Source organism: Alloalcanivorax dieselolei B5 (genome assembly GCF_000300005.1).
GTDB classification, from domain to species: domain Bacteria; phylum Pseudomonadota; class Gammaproteobacteria; order Pseudomonadales; family Alcanivoracaceae; genus Alloalcanivorax; species Alloalcanivorax dieselolei.
The window spans coordinates 4,080,203-4,097,500 of record NC_018691.1 but is presented as its reverse complement, the minus strand read 5'-3'; the positions used below and the strand labels follow the sequence as shown (position 1 = coordinate 4,097,500).

The following is a 17,298-nucleotide window of genomic DNA, read 5'->3' as shown; positions in this document are numbered from 1 at the left end:
GGGACCATCCTCCAAGGCTAAATACTCCTGGCTGACCGATAGTGAACCAGTACCGTGAGGGAAAGGCGAAAAGAACCCCGGAGAGGGGAGTGAAATAGACCCTGAAACCGTGTACGTACAAGCAGTCGGAGCCCGCTTTGTTGGGTGACGGCGTACCTTTTGTATAATGGGTCAGCGACTTATTCTCAGTAGCGAGGTTAACCAATTAGGGGAGCCGTAGGGAAACCGAGTCTGAATAGGGCGATATAGTTGCTGGGAATAGACCCGAAACCGAGCGATCTACCCATGGGCAGGTTGAAGGTGCGGTAACACGCACTGGAGGACCGAACCGGGATCTGTTGAAAAAGATTCGGATGACCTGTGGGTCGGAGTGAAAGGCTAATCAAGCTCGGAGATAGCTGGTTCTCCCCGAAAGCTATTTAGGTAGCGCCTCGGACGAATACCACTGGGGGTAGAGCACTGTTTCGGCTAGGGGGTCATCCCGACTTACCAACCCGATGCAAACTCCGAATACCAGTGAGTACTATCCGGGAGACACACGGCGGGTGCTAACGTTCGTCGTGAAGAGGGAAACAACCCAGACCGCCAGCTAAGGTCCCCAAATTCCAGTTAAGTGGGAAACGATGTGGGAAGGCTCAGACAGCTAGGAGGTTGGCTTAGAAGCAGCCATCCTTTAAAGAAAGCGTAATAGCTCACTAGTCGAGTCGGCCTGCGCGGAAGATGTAACGGGGCTCAAACTGGATACCGAAGCTGCGGCAGCGTGCTTATGCATGCTGGGTAGGGGAGCGTTCTGTAAGTCTGTGAAGGTGTGTTGAGAAGCATGCTGGAGATATCAGAAGTGCGAATGCTGACGTGAGTAACGATAATGGGGGTGAAAAACCTCCACGCCGAAAGACCAAGGTTTCCTGCGCAACGCTAATCGGCGCAGGGTAAGTCGGCCCCTAAGGCGAGGCAGAAATGCGTAGCTGATGGGAAACGGGTTAATATTCCCGTACTTCTTATAACTGCGATGGAGAGACGGAGAAGGCTAGGCCTACCGGGCGTTGGTTGTCCCGGGGAAAGGCAGTAGGCTGGGATCTTAGGCAAATCCGGGATCCTAAGGCTGAGAGCCGAGACCATTGGGGCTTTGTCCCCGAGAAGTGGTTGATGCCCTGCTTCCAGGAAAATCTTCTAAGCTTCAGGTTATAAGGAACCGTACCCCAAACCGACACAGGTGGTTGGGATGAGTATTCTAAGGCGCTTGAGAGAACTCGGGTGAAGGAACTAGGCAAAGTGGTACCGTAACTTCGGGAGAAGGTACGCCACCGATGGTGAAGGGCTTGCCCCGTAAGCTGTTGGTGGTCGCAGTGAAAAGGCCCCTGCAACTGTTTATTAAAAACACAGCACTCTGCAAACGCGTAAGCGGACGTATAGGGTGTGACGCCTGCCCGGTGCCGGAAGGTTAATTGATGGGGTTAGCTTCGGCGAAGCTCTTGATCGAAGCCCCGGTAAACGGCGGCCGTAACTATAACGGTCCTAAGGTAGCGAAATTCCTTGTCGGGTAAGTTCCGACCTGCACGAATGGCGTAATGATGGGGGCACTGTCTCCACCCGAGACTCAGTGAAATCGAAATCGCAGTGAAGATGCTGTGTACCCGCGGCTAGACGGAAAGACCCCGTGAACCTTTACTACAGCTTCACAGTGGACTTTGAGCCTGCTTGTGTAGGATAGCTGGGAGACGTTGAAGCAGTGACGCCAGTCATTGTGGAGTCAACCTTGAAATACCAGCCTGGCATGTTTGAGGTTCTAACCCAGGCCCGTTATCCGGGTCGGGGACATTGTGTGGTGGGTAGTTTGACTGGGGCGGTCTCCTCCCAAAGAGTAACGGAGGAGCACAAAGGTACCCTCAGCACGGTCGGACATCGTGCAATGAGCGTAAAGGTAGAAGGGTGCTTGACTGCGAGACCTACAAGTCGAGCAGGTGCGAAAGCAGGTCTTAGTGATCCGGTGGTTCTGTATGGAAGGGCCATCGCTCAACGGATAAAAGGTACTCCGGGGATAACAGGCTGATACCGCCCAAGAGTTCATATCGACGGCGGTGTTTGGCACCTCGATGTCGGCTCATCTCATCCTGGGGCTGAAGCCGGTCCCAAGGGTATGGCTGTTCGCCATTTAAAGAGGTACGCGAGCTGGGTTTAGAACGTCGTGAGACAGTTCGGTCCCTATCTGCCGTGGGCGTTAGAGATTTGAGAGGAGCTGCTCCTAGTACGAGAGGACCGGAGTGGACGAACCTCTGGTGTTCCGGTTGTCACGCCAGTGGCATTGCCGGGTAGCTACGTTCGGACGGGATAACCGCTGAAAGCATCTAAGCGGGAAGCCTCCCTCAAGATGAGATCTCTCTGGGAACTTGATTCCCCTAAAGGGCCGTTGAAGACCACAACGTTGATAGGCGGGGTGTGGAAGCTGCCGTAAGGCGTGAAGCTAACCCGTACTAATTGCCCGTGAGGCTTGACCATATAACGCCAAAGCAGTTGAACTGCATCTGATAGAATGAGTGTTGGATAACGCTCTGACGCTGGACTTCCTAATTTCTCAGAATACTTTGCTGGTTATACCAGTGAGGTAAACAGATTTGGTGATCTGTCAAAACAGATCCCAAGCCGGTTTGCCTGACGACTATAGCGAGTGGGAACCACCTGATCCCTTGCCGAACTCAGAAGTGAAACCGCTCAGCGCCGATGGTAGTGTGGGGCTTCCCCATGTGAGAGTAGGTCATCGTCAGGCTCTTAAATATAAAAGACCCCCGTCACGAACGTGCCGGGGGTTTTTTATATTTAGGATACGATGAGCTCCTGTCCCGTAAGCGTCCGGTAATCCCACCTTGTCAGGCGGAGGTCGGCGCCCAGTTTTGCGGCAGGAGTTCGTCGATGGCGTTGTTCTTGTGCGTCGGCAGCCGAGCCAGCACATCCTTCAGATACGCATAAGGATCGTGGCCGTTCAGCTTCGCCGACTGGATCAGGCTCATGACGGCGGCCGCACGTTGACCACTGCGCAGAGAGCCCGCGAACAGCCAGTTATTGCGCCCCAGCGCCCAGGGGCGGATCTGGTTTTCCACCCGGTTGTTGTCGATCGGCACCGCGCCATCGTCCAGGTAGCGCGTCAGCGCCGCCCAGCGTTTCAGGCTGTAGTCCAGGGCTTTGGCCGTACCCGAGCCGTCCGGGACTTTTTGCCGTCGGGAGATCATCCATTGGTGCAGGGCGTCGGCGATGGGCCGGGCTTTTTCGTTGCGCAAGCGCTGGCGGTCTTTATCCGGCAGATCCTTCGCCTCTCGCTCGATCCCGTACAGCGCACCGATGGACTCCAGCGCTTGGGCGGCCAGCTCACTCTTGTTGGCCACGTGCAGGTCGTGGAACTTGCGACGGGCGTGCGCCAGGCAACCGATCTCGGTAATGCCCTCGCCGAAGCCCGCCTTATAGCCAGCGTAGTCGTCACACACCAGCTTGCCATGCCAGTCCCCCAGGAAGGCGCGGGCGTGTGCGCCCGCCCGGCTGGGCGCGAAGTCGTAGACCGTGGCCTTCAGTTCAGAGAACGAGGTGCTGCAGTAAGCCCACACATAGGCCCGGTGGGTTTTCTTCTTGCCCGGTGCCAGCATCGCTACCGGCGTTTCATCCGCGTGCAGCACCGGCTGGGCTAGCAACTGGGCTCTGAGCGCATCCACCAGTGGCTGCAACCACACACCGCAGGTGCCCACCCACTCGGCCAGGGTGGAACGGGGGATCGCCAGACCGGCCCGGCCGAAGATGCGCTCCTGGCGGTACAGGGGCAGATGATCGGCGTACTTGGCCACCAGCACCTGGGCCAGCAGCCCAGACGTCGGGATGCCTTTGTCGATGACTTGCCTCGGCACCGGCGCCTGGATCAAGGTCTCGCATTGCTCGCAGGCCCACTTGCCCCGGATATGGCGCTCCACCGTGAACTCGCCCGGCACGTAGTCCAGCTTCTCGCTGATGTCCTCGCCGACGCGCTTGAGCGCACACCCACAGCGGCATTGCGTATCCTCGGGTTCATGGTGGATCAGGGTGCGGGGCAGTTGGGGCGGTAGCGGGGCGCGCTTGGGCTGTTGCTTGGCAGCGGCGGGGGGCGCCTGCGTTGGAAGTAACTCGGCCAGCTCCGCCTCCATGGCGGCCAGGTCGGCGTCGATCAGTTCGTCAAGCAACTGGCCCTGCACGCCCTTGAACTGCTCGCTGCGCCGGGCGAACTTGTGGCGCTTGAGCAGCGCCAGTTCGTGGGCCTGTTTCTCGATCACCGCGTCGCGGTGACGGATCGCTTTTTCTTGTTGGCTGAGGGTCCGGTCATTTTGGGCGAGGACCCGATCCTTGCTCTCCAAGTGATCGAACAACTCGGTGGCCAGGGCACGGAGTTGGTCGGGAGAGAGGGCGTTGAGGTCAGGGCGCGAGGTCATGCGGACAGTATGCCAAGCCAGCGCCCGGTGGGCGATTGGAGGTTGGGCGTATAGCCAACGGGAACGAGGTGTGGTTACAGCACCGAGATCACGGCCTCGTCGCCCAGTCGCTGCCAGGGCAGGCCCTGCACCAGGGCGGCCAGTTGTTCTTCATTCAGGCGCAACTGATCGCCGCGCCAAGCGTCACCCCAGTGGAACTTGCCCCGATGGAGCCGGCGGGCGCACAGCCAGATACCGAAGCCGTCGTGGATCAGCACTTTCATGCGGTTGCCCCGGCGGTTGGCGAACAGGTAAGCCTGATGTGGCTTCGCCGCACCGAACACCTGGATCACCCGGGCCAGGGCCTTGTCCGGTCCGGCGCGCATGTCCAGTGGCGCGGTGGCCAGCCAGATCTCGTCGATGCGGATCATCGCAGCAGCTCGCGTAACAGGGCCAGGCACTGATGGGCTTGCTCGGCGGGCCATTCCACGATGACCGGTCCGCCGGAGCGGGGCACTTCAATGCGGATGCGGTTACCCGACTCCTTGGCGCAAGACCGGTCAGGAGGGCTCGACGCCACCGGTACCGCCAAGGGCATAAACGCGGGTGACGTTATTGTCTGGCCGGCTTGCTCGGCTTCACGGATCCAGCGGCGGACCAGGTTGGCGTTGAGTTGGTTGTCCAGGGCGATCCGGGAGACGGACACGCCCGGTTCCTGACAGGCGGCCACGATGTGCGCCTTGAACTCACGGGAGAAGTGACGGCGACGTCGTGGTTGAGGTTGGGGCTGAGATACGCTTAACGGGTCCATCGATAGTGTCCACTAAGAAATAAGTGGACACTATCGTGAAGGCCGCAACCGTCGACTCAAGATGGGGTCGCCGGACGCTTACCCTGTCCCTACTTCTGGGCCCATGTGACAAGCCCTGCTCCTCCGGTGCGGGCTTGGTGCGCCGCAGGCGTCCCGAAGGGATGGCGAGCATGCTCGCCACACATTGTAGGTCATCGTCATACCCAGAGGGCACAAGGGCTCTTAAATACAAAACGCCCTGTCAGTATTCTGACAGGGCGTTTGGCTGTGCGTTCTTCCATTCGCCCCCCCTCCCGCTCCTCTAACTCAATCAGAACGGGCCTTCCGTGCCCGCGCCAGGAAGACTGACGGATTTCCTGCGGATCCGTTAAAGTAAATCCCACCGCAACCGCAAAGAGCCGCTCATGTCTCTGACCACTCCCGCGCTCCTTTTTCCTGCTATTTCCCTGCTGCTACTGGCTTACACCAACCGTTTTCTGGTCCTGGCGCAGCTGATCCGAAAACTGGCCGATGAAGAGAAAGCTCAGCATGAGGAAGTCGCCACGCGCCAGATTGAGCTGCTGCACAGGCGGGTCGTGTTGACTCAGCGGATGCAGGTGGCGGGGGTACTCAGCTTCCTGCTTTGTACTCTGTCCATGTTCGCGCTCTATCTGCATCAGGAAATGCCGGGGGTGGTGCTGTTTGGAGCCAGCCTGATCAGTCTGTCACTGTCATTGATCTTTTCGCTTTGGGAGGTGCTGATCTCCACCAATGCGCTCAATGTGCAGTTGGAGGCACTGAGACGCCCCAGGCCCTGATCAGGAAAGAAGGGGCGTATCGGGTGACAGGTGAACCCTGAGCGCGCCGGCATGCACTTTTATATGAAAGTGAGTGTCCTCCAGGGGTTCGCCATCCAGATTCAGGTACATTGCCTCGGGGGTGCGTATCTCCATGGACGCGAGGCGAGCGCGGACGAACAAGCCTTCCTGCTCACCGTTTCCATTGTTTCCATTGGCACCATCATCCGAGCTGAACAGGCCACGGAGTCCGGACATCAAGTCCATTTGTGCCGGCAGGATGGCCACGTCCATCAGGCCGTCGTTGATCACGGCATCCGGACACAGTTTCTGGCCGCCTCCCGCCTGCCGTCCGTTACCGACCCCGAGAGCCATGAACTCGCCTTCCCATTCAAAGTCCTGGCCCCGGAAATGGCCTTGCGCGGATCGGATCTCGGTGAAGCGGGTCAGGCCAGTGAGCAGGTAGGCGGCGCCACCCAGCATGGACTTCAACTCCTCCGAGGTTTCCGTGGTCACTTCGGTGCCGAAGCCACCGGTGGCCATATTGAGAAAGTAATGGCCGTTGACTTCGAGCACATCGATAGCGGTCGCGGGCTGGTCAAGCAGCGCCAGAGCGTCTTTCGGCGGCACGGGAATGTTCGCGGCGGTGGCGAAGTCGTTGGCGGTCCCCAACGGTAGAATGCCAAGGTTGGCCCCGCCGCCGTTTTTCATCAGGGTATCGGTGATGTCGCGCACCGAGCCATCGCCGCCGCCTGCAATGACGGTGTCGTAGCCAGCGTTCAATGCTTCCTCTACATACCTTTCGGCGTCTCCGCCTTCCCAGGTGACCCGAACATCGAGTTGGTGCCCTTGTTCACGGCGGGCCATGACCGCCTGACGCACCTCATCATTGGTGGCTTGTTTACCGTGAAGGATCAAAAGAGCTTTGGCACTTACCATCGGCACTCCTTGCAATGGACAAAAAAAGCCACCGAGTTGCCGGATGGCTCGCCACTCATTCTATTCCAGATTGGCTTCGACGGAACCGCTGGTCTCGCCATTACGCCTGCCTGATCATAGCCTAAGACTATTAACCAAATAACACCATCTTCCTTTTTGTATTTTCGAGAATGGTTATCATGTACATATAAAGGCGGAGGTGTCCCATGGTAAAGACATTCAGTTTCGGCATTATGCACATCAGTGTGGCGTTTCTTGTGGTGTGGGCCATGACCGGCGATTGGCGCATCGGTGGCGCCACGGCGATGGTGGAACCTTGTGTGAACACGGTGGCTTACCACTTCCACGAGAAGATCTGGAAACGCTGGCAGCGTCGCCGGGTTCCTCGGGAAGAGGAGAAGGCTGCTCTGGCTGCCTGATAGACCCTTTGTTTACTGGGTTCAGGGGCTTGGTTTAAGCTACGCCCCGGTAAACAAAAACAAAGGATAAGTTACTGTGTGGAATCAAGGGGATGATCTGGACGCCATCCGCCAGGTGGTTAATCAGGTGCTGGACGCTCATGCCGAGGACGAAGGGGGCCCACGCTCGCCGGCGCGGGCGGAAATTTTGATTCATTCCGTGCAGGTATTCGCCCTGCGCGGTGTCGAGCGCACCACGGTGCAACATCTGTTGAGTGCGGCGAATGTGTCACGGCGCACTTTCTACAAGTATTTCCGCAATAAGGTGGATGTGCTGGAAAATATCTACCGCATCTTCATCGACAATATGCTGCTGCATTTCCATCACGAAATGCGTCAGGCCCGTTCCGTGCAGCAAATCATCCACAACACCACCAAGGTCTACTTCGACTACCACATCAGCATGGGGCCGGTGATCAAACTGATGATGGAAGAGGCGCGCAGCTCCAACTCGGCATTGGCGCCGCATCGGGACCGGGCGCAGACCATTGCCGCCGAAGTGCTCACCGCCGAAATCAACCGGCTCACCGGCCGTGATTTTGACCCTTTGGTGATGCGGACCATGCTGTGGATTCTGGAAAGCTATTCGCTTTATGTCTTCGAAGGCGGGGAGTTCAGCGAGGAGCGGCTGCATCTTTGCCAGCGCACCATGATCGGGATCGCGGAATCGGTGATCCTGGGCCAGGAAGCCACTCCAGGGGCACTGAAGCGGCACTCCTGACCCGGGGCCGGGCGGTTAGGTTACAGGTACTTGATCTTTTCCAACTGATCTTCCAGACGGGCAAGCTGGGAACGGTAGTCGTCGAGTTTGGCTTTTTCCTTGGCGACCACGGCTTCCGGCGCCTTGTCGATAAAGGCCGGGTTTTTCAGCTTCCCTTCCGCGCGCCCTACCTCCTTGCGCAGCTTGTCCACTTCCTTGGTGAGGCGGTCGATTTCCGCGTCCTTGTCGATCAGGCCGGCCATGGGCACCAGGATTTCCATGTCGCCGACCAGGCTGGTGGCGGAGGCCGGCGCGGAATCGTCGGCGTTGAGCCAGCTGATGCTGTCCAACTTGGCCAGACGGCAGAGGAAATTATGGTTGGCTTGCAGGCGGCGCTGGTCCTCGTCCTTGCCGTTGTGCAAGTACACATCCAGGGTGCGGCTGGGGGGAATGCGCATTTCGCCGCGGATATTCCGGATCGCGGTGATCACCGCCTTGATCCACTCGATGTCCTGCTCGGCCTGTTCATCCACCTTGTCTTGCTCGGGCCGGGGGTAGGGCTGCAGCATGATGGTGGCGTTCTCTATACCTGTATCCGCAGCAGGCGCTTTACCCGCATCCGCGGCCGGTGCCTTGTCGGCCAGCGGTGCCACCTTCTGCCAGATTTCCTCGGTAATGAACGGCATGAACGGATGCGCCATGCGCAAAATCGCTTCCAGCACCCGCACCAGGGTGCGGCGGGTACCGCGCTTCTCCGCTTCGGAATAATCGTCGCTGTAGAGCACCGGCTTGGACAACTCCAGATACCAGTCGCAGTACTCGTTCCAGATGAATTCGTAGGCGGCGTGGGAGGCGACATCGAAGCGGAACTGATCCAGCGCCTCGGTCACTTCGCGCTCGGCCCGCTGCAACGCGGAGACGATCCAGCGGTCCGCCAGTGACAAGCTGACTTCCCTCCCTTTCTCATTCACACCGCAGTCCTGGCCCTCGGTGTTCATCATCACATAGCGGGCGGCGTTCCAGATCTTGTTGCAGAAGTTGCGATAGCCCTCGACGCGGCCCATGTCCCACTTGATGTCACGGCCGGTGGAGGCCAGCGACAGGAAGGTGAAACGCAGCGCATCGGTACCGTAGCTGTTGATGCCTTCGGGAAATTCCGCTCGGGTACGCTTGCTGATCTGCTTTTCCTTCTGCGGCTGCATCAGTCCCCGGGTGCGTTTCTCCACCAGGCTGTCCAGGTCGATGCCGTCTATCAAATCCAGCGGATCGAGCACATTGCCCTTGGACTTGGACATCTTCTGGCCTTCGGCGTCCCGCACCAGGCCGTGCACGTAGACCTTCTTGAAGGGCACTTCGCCGGTGAACTTCAGCGTCATCATGATCATCCGCGCGACCCAGAAGAAAATGATGTCGAAGCCGGTGACCAGCACGCTGCTGGGATGGAAGGTACGCAATTCCTCGGTCTGTTCCGGCCAGCCCAAGGTGGAGAAGGTCCACAGCGCGGAGCTGAACCAGGTATCCAGCACATCCTCGTCCTGGCTGAGCGGGCGATCATCCAGATCATGGGCGGTGCGGACTTCCTCCTCGCTGCGTCCCACATAGACCTTGCCGTCCTCGTCGTACCAGGCGGGAATGCGATGTCCCCACCACAGCTGCCGGGAAATACACCAGTCCTGCAGGTCGCGCATCCAGGAAAAGTACATGTTCTCGTAGTTCTTGGGCACGAACTGGATGTCGCCGTTTTCCACCGCCTGGATGGCCGGTTTGGCCAGGCTTTCCACCGCCACGAACCACTGATCGGTGAGGTAGGGCTCGATGACCACGCCGGAACGGTCGCCACGAGGTACCTGCAAGGTGTGATCGTCGACCTTTTCCAGCAGACCCAGGGCATCCAGATCATCCACCACCTTTTTGCGTGCCTCGTAGCGGTCCAGACCGCGATAGGCTGCCGGCACCTGGTCGTTGAGGTGGGCATCGATGGTGAGGATGTTGATCATCGGCAGGTCGTGCCGCTTGCCCATTTCATAATCGTTGAAGTCGTGGGCCGGGGTGATCTTCACGCAGCCGGAGCCGAAGTCCGGATCCACGTAGTCGTCGGCGATGATTGGAATCTCGCGGTCGGCCAGCGGCAAGCGGATGGTCTGGCCAACCAGGTCCTTATAGCGCGGATCCTCCGGGTGCACCGCCACGGCGGTGTCGCCGAGCATGGTTTCCGGGCGGGTGGTGGCCACCACCAGATGGCCGGAGTCATCGGACAGGGGATAGCGGAAGTGCCACAGGTGGCCCTGCTCTTCCTTGTTTTCCACTTCCAGATCGGAGATCGCGGTATGCAGGGCCGGGTCCCAGTTCACCAGACGTTTGCCCCGGTAGATCAGGCCTTCCTCATAGAGGCGCACGAACACTTCGCGCACTGCGTTGGACAGGCCTTCGTCCATGGTGAAGCGCTCACGGGTCCAGTCGACACTGGCGCCCATGCGGCGCAATTGGCGGGTGATGGTGCCGCCGGACTCCGCCTTCCATTCCCAGATTTTCTCGATGAAAGCATCGCGGCCGAGATCGTGGCGGTTCTTGCCCTCGGCGGCCAGACGCCGTTCCACCACCATTTGAGTGGCGATGCCGGCGTGGTCGGAGCCCACCTGCCACAGCGTGTTGCGTCCCTGCATCCGGCGGAACCGGATCAGGGTGTCCATGATGGTGTCCTGGAACGCGTGGCCCATATGCAGACTGCCGGTCACATTGGGCGGCGGGATCATGATGGAATAGGCATCACCCTGGCCGGAAGGGCGGAAATAGCCCGCATCCTCCCAGGTGTTGTACCAGGCCTGCTCGATACGATCGGGTTGGTAGGTCTTGTCCATGATCTCCGCTGTCTTTCATCGCAAAAACGAAAGGCGGATTATACCGGAACCGGGGCCTGCCGTCAGAGGTTGTGGGTTTTCAGTGGAAAGCCCCTTTCCCGGTAGAAACGGAACCGCTCACGGCCGCCCTCGCGCTGCTGCGGGTCGCCGGTGATCATCTCGGCGGCCCGTTCGAAGCGGGTGACGAAGTCCGGTACCGCCGCCGCCAGGTTGATCAGCACATCGTGGTGGCCGCCCGGGTCGTCGCCAAAGCCCAGCACCACCGGTGCCGGGCTCTCCCCGAGCAGGGCATGGGGCAGGAAGCCCGAAGCCGGCTGCGCCCAGAATTGTTGATCCAGCTCCCCAGCATGGGTCTCGTCCTGGCAGTGGACGTAGATCTGGCGCCCCTGGCGCCAGGCCTTTTCCGCGATGCGCCAGGCGAGGGCGTCACGCACCCCCGTTCCGGCTTGCTCGGTGATGTAAAACAAAACCTCGGTCAATGTCTCAGCCCTTGCCGGCCAGATTGATCAGATAGCGGGTCAGCATCGGTACCGGACGGCCGGTGGCGCCCTTGTCCTTGCCGCCGCTGATCCAGGCGGTACCGGCGATGTCCAGATGCGCCCATTTCACGTCCCGGGCAAAGCGATGCAGGAAACAGGCCGCGGTGATCGAGCCGCCCTTCGGGCCGCCGATGTTCTGCATGTCGGCGAAGGGGCTGTCCAACTGGCTTTGGTAATCCTCCCACAGCGGCATCGGCCAGCCCCGGTCGCCGGTATCCTGGCCCGCTTCCAGCAGTGATTCGCGCAGCACATCGTCGTTGGCGTACACCGCCTGGGCGTGACTGCCCAGAGCGACCACGCAGGCGCCGGTGAGCGTGGCGATGTCGATGACCGTATGCGGCTTGTACTTCTGCTGCACATAGGTGAGGGCGTCGCACAGCACCAAGCGGCCTTCGGCGTCGGTGTTGAGGATTTCCACGGTTTGCCCGGACAGCGTTTTGACAATATCGCCGGGGCGGGTGGCACCGCCGTCGGGCATGTTTTCCGCCGCGGCCACCACGGCCACGAGATGGATCGGCAGGCCCAGCTCACAGACCGTTTTGACCGTGCCGAAAACGCTTGCCGCGCCGCCCATGTCGAATTTCATTTCGTCCATGTTGGCGCCCGGTTTCAGGGAGATGCCGCCGGTATCGAAGGTGATCCCCTTGCCGACCAGGGACACCGGCTTGCCGGCGGCGCCCTTGTACTCCATCACGATGAGGCATCCTTCCCGGGTGCTGCCCTTGGCCACCGCGTGGAAAGCTCCCATGCCCATCTTTTCCGCCTGGGCCTGAGTGACGATCTTCACCGTCAGCTTGTCGTATTCCTTGCCCAGGGCCTTGGCGCGCTCGGCCAGATACTCCGGATAGCAGTCGTTGGGGGGCATATTGCCCAGATCGCGCGCCAGAGCGGTGCCGGCGGCCACGGCTCGGCCTTGCTTGAGGGCCTGGCGCAGGGCAGCATCGCGTTGCGCGTGCCAGAATGTCAGCTTGCGCAGGGCGGCAGCCTTGGCCGGTTTGCTGCGGTAGTCGTCGAACCGGTAGCTGGCTTCTTCCGCTACCCGGGCGCCTTCCCGCACTTGCCAGTCCAGCTCACGGGAGACGCTGACGGTGTCCAGCATCAACACCGCTTGTTTCGCCGGAGAGGCGAGCAATTGCCTGGTGGTGCCGGTGACCAGACGCTGCCAGGCCTGGCCGTCGAGTTCCGTCTTGTCGCCGCAGCCCACCAGCAGCAAACGGCGGGCGGCAACGCCCGGCGGATTGTGCAACCAGCTGACCTGACCCTGTTTGCCGGAAAAATCCCCGGTTTTGATGAACGCCTGCACCGATGCGCGGGTCTCATCGGGCAGGGCCTCCGGCAGGGTGGAAGCGCTACCGAGTGGCAGAACCAGACAATCTGCTTTCAGTTTCGGCAGGGCCGAGTGGCTAATTGCGTACTCCATGCTCTCTCCTGAGTTACAATGCCGCACACTGCAAAGATGGAACAGGTGCGGGCGGGACCAACGTTGATACTACACCGCTATATAAATCGTCAGGTATTCGTAACCACGGTGCTGGTGACCTTCATTTTGGTGATGGTGCTGGTCAGTGGTCGCTTTATCAAGTATTTGGCAGAGGCCGCCGCCGGTCAGATCGCGGCGGACGCTCTGTTTCTGGTAATGGCGTTCCGGCTGCCGGAATTCCTGCAAATGATTCTGCCGTTGAGCTTGTACATCTCTCTGTTGCTAGTGCTGGGGCGTATGCACATGGACAACGAGATGGTGGTATTGCAGGCCGGAGGCCAGGGGCACGGCCGGGTCATCCGTTCGCTGGTAGTGCCGGTATTGGTGGCGGTCAGCGTGGTGGCGCTGTTCTCATTGTACGTCACGCCCCGGGGCGATGCCGAAGTAAACCGTATCTTCGAGGCACAAAAAGGCCGCTCGGTGCTGGAGTTGCTGACACCGGGGCGGTTCCTGGTGCGCGGCTCGGATGGCAGCCAGCGGGCCACCTACGCGGAGAGTCTCAATCGCGAGGACGGCTATCTGGAGAATGTGTTCGTCGCCGATGCCCGGTTTGATGATTCCCAGGCCGGGCGCGTACTCACCGTGTGGGCCCATACCGGACGGTTGGTGCAGGACGAGAACGGCATCAATTACCTGGAATTGCGTGACGGCTACCAGTACCAGGGCAAGCCCGGTGAAGCGGATTATCAGGAAGTCGCGTTCGAGAAGGCCCGGGTCCGTATCGGCAGTGAAAACACCTCGAGCCGACCGCCCAAGGTAAGAGGGCGCACCACCAGCGAATTGCTGCAGAGCCCGGGCAATAATCAAGCGGTGGCGGAGTTGCAATGGCGCTGGTCACTGGTATTGACGGTTCCGATCATGTGCCTGGCGGCGATCCCGCTGGCCAAGGTCAACCCTCGCCAGGGGCGTTTCCTGCGGATGATTCCGGCGGTGCTCGGGTACATGCTGTACGTCGGTTTGCTGCTGACCATGCGAAGCTGGATGGCGGATACCGGCGGTGAGCGGCCCTGGTATTACTCGATGATCTGGATTCACGCGCTGGCCGCGGTGGCGGTGTTCTTCCTCTATTACGGTGACCGGTTGTGGCGCCGCAGGAGGAACACATGAAACTGCTGAGAGGCTATTTCTGGCGGGCGGTGCTGATTCCGTCCCTGGCCATCGTCGCCATTATCATTGCCCTGGACTGTCTGTTCAGTTTCGTCTACGAGTTGGAATTTCTGCGTGGCGGCTATCAGGCGTTGCAGGCGCTGCAGTTCGTGGTCACCACGGTGCCGCGCCGTTTCAATGAGTACCTGCCGCTGGCGATCCTGCTGGGGACCCTGATCGGTCTGGGGCTGATGGCCAATAACGGCGAGCTGGCGGTGATCCGTGCCGCGGGCATATCCACTTTGCGGATCGCCTGGATGGTGCTGCGGCCGGTGATCTTCCTGATGCTGCTATCCGTGCCGGTGGGGGAGTACCTGGCCCCGTACTCCGAGCAGGTGGCGCAGAGCAATCGCTCGTTGCAGGAAGGCGGAGGTGAAACCATCCGCAGCAAATACGGCTATTGGCATCGGGAAGGGGATGAGTTCATCCACATTAACGCGGTGCAACCCAACGGCGTGCTGTACGGCCTGACCCGTTACCGCTTCGACGAAGAGCACAAGCTGGCGGAAAGCCTGTACGTGGCGCGGGCCATCTACCAGGGGGATTCCTGGGCTTTGGAAGGGGTGCAGGGCACCCGTTTTCAGGGCGAGCGCACTGAGACTTATCGTGAGGAACACGGCATCTGGGAGACCAGCCTCAAACCGCAATTGCTGAGTATCGTGGTGCTGGACCCGGCGCGGCTGGGGATGGCCAAGCTGATAGAGTACGCCTCCTACCTGAAACGACAGGGGCTGGAAACCGCCGACTATATGCTGTCGTTCTGGCAGAAGCTGCTGATGCCCGCCGCCACCATCGGCATGGTGCTGATCGCCATCTCCTTTGTCTTCGGCCCGTTGCGGGAAGTGACCATGGGGCTGCGGGTGGCGGCCGGGGTGGTGGCCGGCCTGATATTCCACTACGGACAGCAGTTTTTTGGCCACCTTTCCCTGGTGTTCCGCACCGAGCCGCTGCTCGCCGCCGGCCTGCCGCCGGTGCTCTGTCTGATGCTGGGGGTCTGGTTATTGTTGCGGGTGCGATAGCCATGATTTCCACGGCATAATGGCTGGCATTGTCCGGCGAGATTGGTATACTCGCCGGCCGATGGCCTGTACAGGCTGTCGCCATCCCTTGCCAGAGTGGTGGAATTGGTAGACACGACGGATTCAAAATCCGTTGCCTTCGCGGGCGTGCCGGTTCAAGTCCGGCCTCTGGTACCAAATTGACGGCGTGATAGCGTCGGGGAAGCGCCGGGCCGAGCCCGGCGTTTTCGTTTCCGGTTTCCGCGTATTCCCGGAAGACAGGTCCGGGCCCGTGTGCAGCCTCTCCGGCCAGTAATAGAGCATCACCACCAGAGTGTTGCGGTGCTCGCCGCGGGCCGGGTCGGTGCTGCCGTCGGTGGCCGGAATCATGTCCGCTTTGTCGTCAAACTCTCGCTCCAGCGCCGCTTTGACCATGCCGATGACCGGATTGCCCGGCTCTTGCGCGAGCAGGAAACACAGCGCCATCTCGGTATACACATCCGGCTTGGTGCCTTGGATAACGTGGCCCGCCCGGCGCTCGAAATAATCGAAAATCCAGTCAAAGTCCTCACGCGCCACGGCATGCTGGTAATAGCCGCTGGCGGCGATCACCAGATGGGTCATACCGTAGATCTTCTCCTGCAGGTCCAATCCTTGATGTGGCATGTCGGGCGGATAGACGCGCCGGAACGCCTGTTGGTAGGGCTCCCGTAAATCCTGTAACCCGAGCCGATAAAGGTAGTAGACCAGGTTCGCGGTCTGCGCCGAGTACACCTTGATGACCTCCGGATCGAGTACGAAGGACTGGAAGTCGAATGCCCTGAGATAGGCCAGGGCGCGGCCGGTGTCCTGGAACGGTGGTTCGCCGGCAAGGTGCAACTCCTCGAGCTGATTGACGCGGTACAGCAACTGCTTGGCGAAGGGGAGTTCTCCGCTGCGGCGCAGCAAGGCCTTGCGGCGTTGGTATTTCGGGGTGTCGTCGCGGTAATCGTCCACTATTTGGCTGGCCAGGGCTTGCCGTTGGGCGGTGTCGTCGAGGCCCCGCATGGCCTTTTGCCAGCGCGGTAGCATACCCAGCACCTCATCGCGAATTGGCGCCAGATAAGCGTCGTCACCGGTCAACCGGTACAGACGCAGCGCGTAGTGCCGCTGCTTGTCCGCTGGCAGGGCGGGCAGCAGGGTCTCATAGCGGTCCCGGATCTGTTCGCCGAGAGACGGCGTGGAGGGGCGCTCCGAAGCGGTGGCGATTGCCGCCGGGCCGATCAGAGGCGCTGACAGGGCAACAAGAATGAGCAGGGCGTGCAGGCGGAAGCCGGACATGGGACTCCCTCCGGGTGGCACCCCGGTGACCGGGGTTATAGTACCCTTGTACCGCCGCTCGGGGCTGCGCCGCAACTACCATGATAACGGGCTGTGACGCCGGCCCGCGCGCCTGTTCTGGTGGGACAGGCGATCCCGGGTTTGCTAGAATGGCGGCCGTTTGGGCCGGTCGCCGAGCCGATCGCGCCGCCGAGGATTTGAAAGGCCCGCGCCGAGCGGGCTTTTTTGTGACCATCATCCATGATGGTCACCCTGCGGGCCGCCGCCCCGGGGCGACGTCAAAAATCGTTCCGGACGATTTATTTGTGACCACCGTCCATGATGGCCAGGGTAACCCATAATGGAGCAGCGATGATCGAAAATGCCAGACCCGCGGGCCTGATCAAACGGCTGATGGCGCTGGTCTATGATGGCTTTCTGGTGGTGGCGTTATGGTTCATAACCGCCGGGATTTTCGTCATCGTGTATAACCACACCGGGCTGCCGACCCAGGAGATCAACGGTGTTACCCGCGCCGATCCGATGGTGCTGAAGGGCGTGCTGTTCCCTTTGCTGCTGGTGGAAACCTGGGCCTTCTATGCCTGGTTCTGGCTGCACGGCGGTCAGACTCTGGGAATGCGCGCCTGGCGGCTGCAAATACGTGACTATCGTGGCGGGCCGGTGCGGTTCTGGCAGACCCTGGCCCGGTTCGCCGCCGCCGGGGTGTCCTGGCTGATGCTGGGGGCTGGTTATCTGGTGGTGTTGGTGCACCCTCACCAAACTCTGCATGACCGATTGTCCCTCACCGCCACGGTGGAAACGCCGAAAAACGGCAAAGGGCGCTCCTGAACACATGTGAGCTGAACACGGGTG

Annotated in this window: 13 protein-coding genes, 1 tRNA gene, 2 rRNA genes and 1 pseudogene (1 of these 17 running past the window's edge); 9 read left to right on the top strand and 8 right to left on the bottom strand. The window is 60.3% G+C overall.

Going from position 1 to position 17,298, the window contains the following annotated elements:
- Together B5T_RS18255 and rrf are read left to right on the top strand one after the other, a co-directional pair.
- Positions 1-2,496 (top strand): 23S ribosomal RNA (locus B5T_RS18255); it begins 393 nt to the left of the window's first position.
- Positions 2,497-2,648: 152 nt separating this feature from the next.
- Positions 2,649-2,764, top strand: a 5S ribosomal RNA gene (rrf, locus tag B5T_RS18250).
- A 100-nt stretch (positions 2,765-2,864) separates the two neighbouring features.
- Here rrf and tnpC read toward each other — a convergent pair.
- The 3 genes from tnpC to tnpA all read right to left on the bottom strand — a co-directional run bounded on the left by tnpC (position 2,865) and on the right by tnpA (position 5,232).
- Complete coding sequence (gene tnpC / locus B5T_RS18245; protein ID WP_014992699.1) at positions 2,865-4,442, bottom strand: IS66 family transposase; 1,578 nt, start codon at positions 4,440-4,442, stop codon at positions 2,865-2,867.
- A 74-nt stretch (positions 4,443-4,516) separates the two neighbouring features.
- Positions 4,517-4,852 carry an IS66 family insertion sequence element accessory protein TnpB gene (tnpB, locus tag B5T_RS18240; RefSeq protein ID WP_014992698.1) on the bottom strand — a complete coding sequence of 112 codons (336 nt, stop codon included), beginning with the start codon at positions 4,850-4,852 and terminating at the stop codon, positions 4,517-4,519.
- Positions 4,849-5,232, bottom strand: coding sequence for an IS66-like element accessory protein TnpA (gene tnpA, locus B5T_RS18235; protein WP_041716686.1), 384 nt, complete (start codon positions 5,230-5,232; stop codon positions 4,849-4,851). Before tnpA ends, tnpB begins: the two co-directional genes overlap by 4 nt.
- A gap of 404 nt (positions 5,233-5,636) precedes the next feature.
- On the opposite strand from tnpA, the gene B5T_RS18230 reads away from it, so the two are divergent.
- Positions 5,637-6,029 carry a DUF2721 domain-containing protein gene (locus B5T_RS18230; protein ID WP_014996011.1) on the top strand — a complete coding sequence of 131 codons (393 nt, stop codon included), beginning with the start codon at positions 5,637-5,639 and terminating at the stop codon, positions 6,027-6,029.
- Here B5T_RS18230 and yegS read toward each other — a convergent pair whose 3' ends face one another.
- Positions 6,030-6,947 (bottom strand): lipid kinase YegS, encoded by a 918-nt coding sequence (gene yegS, locus B5T_RS18225; RefSeq protein ID WP_014996010.1) that lies wholly within the window; start codon positions 6,945-6,947, stop codon positions 6,030-6,032.
- Between the two features lie 206 nt (positions 6,948-7,153).
- On the opposite strand from yegS, the gene B5T_RS18220 reads away from it, so the two are divergent.
- Together B5T_RS18220 and B5T_RS18215 are read left to right on the top strand one after the other, a co-directional pair.
- Complete coding sequence (locus B5T_RS18220) at positions 7,154-7,366, top strand: DUF2061 domain-containing protein (protein ID WP_014996009.1); 213 nt, start codon at positions 7,154-7,156, stop codon at positions 7,364-7,366.
- Positions 7,367-7,442: 76 nt separating this feature from the next.
- Positions 7,443-8,126, top strand: coding sequence for a TetR/AcrR family transcriptional regulator (locus tag B5T_RS18215; protein ID WP_014996008.1), 684 nt, complete (start codon positions 7,443-7,445; stop codon positions 8,124-8,126).
- Positions 8,127-8,146: 20 nt separating this feature from the next.
- On the opposite strand, the gene B5T_RS18210 is transcribed toward B5T_RS18215, so the two are convergent.
- The 3 genes from B5T_RS18210 to B5T_RS18200 all read right to left on the bottom strand — a co-directional run bounded on the left by B5T_RS18210 (position 8,147) and on the right by B5T_RS18200 (position 12,922).
- Entirely contained in the window at positions 8,147-10,963 is a 2,817-nt protein-coding gene (locus B5T_RS18210; protein ID WP_014996007.1) for a valine--tRNA ligase, read from the bottom strand.
- 62 nt (positions 10,964-11,025) lie between these two features.
- The gene (locus B5T_RS18205; protein WP_014996006.1) at positions 11,026-11,442 is read right to left on the bottom strand and encodes a DNA polymerase III subunit chi; all 417 of its coding nucleotides are present in this window, start codon (positions 11,440-11,442) and stop codon (positions 11,026-11,028) included.
- A 4-nt stretch (positions 11,443-11,446) separates the two neighbouring features.
- Positions 11,447-12,922 carry a leucyl aminopeptidase gene (locus B5T_RS18200; protein WP_014996005.1) on the bottom strand — a complete coding sequence of 492 codons (1,476 nt, stop codon included), beginning with the start codon at positions 12,920-12,922 and terminating at the stop codon, positions 11,447-11,449.
- Between the two features lie 18 nt (positions 12,923-12,940).
- Here B5T_RS18200 and lptF point away from each other — a divergent pair, with 18 nt between their 5' ends.
- The 3 genes from lptF (at position 12,941) to B5T_RS18185 (ending at position 15,324) form a co-directional block, all read left to right on the top strand.
- Entirely contained in the window at positions 12,941-14,089 is a 1,149-nt protein-coding gene (lptF, locus tag B5T_RS18195) for an LPS export ABC transporter permease LptF (protein ID WP_229683003.1), read from the top strand.
- Positions 14,086-15,147 carry an LPS export ABC transporter permease LptG gene (gene lptG, locus B5T_RS18190; protein WP_014996003.1) on the top strand — a complete coding sequence of 354 codons (1,062 nt, stop codon included), beginning with the start codon at positions 14,086-14,088 and terminating at the stop codon, positions 15,145-15,147. Before lptF ends, lptG begins: the two co-directional genes overlap by 4 nt.
- A gap of 90 nt (positions 15,148-15,237) precedes the next feature.
- Positions 15,238-15,324 (top strand) — tRNA-Leu (locus B5T_RS18185).
- 132 nt (positions 15,325-15,456) lie between these two features.
- Here B5T_RS18185 and B5T_RS23865 read toward each other — a convergent pair.
- A pseudogene (locus tag B5T_RS23865) lies at positions 15,457-16,446 on the bottom strand (DUF3541 domain-containing protein); the annotation flags it as partial.
- Positions 16,447-16,797: 351 nt separating this feature from the next.
- Here B5T_RS23865 and B5T_RS18170 point away from each other — a divergent pair.
- Positions 16,798-17,274, top strand: coding sequence for an RDD family protein (locus B5T_RS18170; RefSeq protein ID WP_014996002.1), 477 nt, complete (start codon positions 16,798-16,800; stop codon positions 17,272-17,274).
- Positions 17,275-17,298 lie beyond the last annotated feature (24 nt).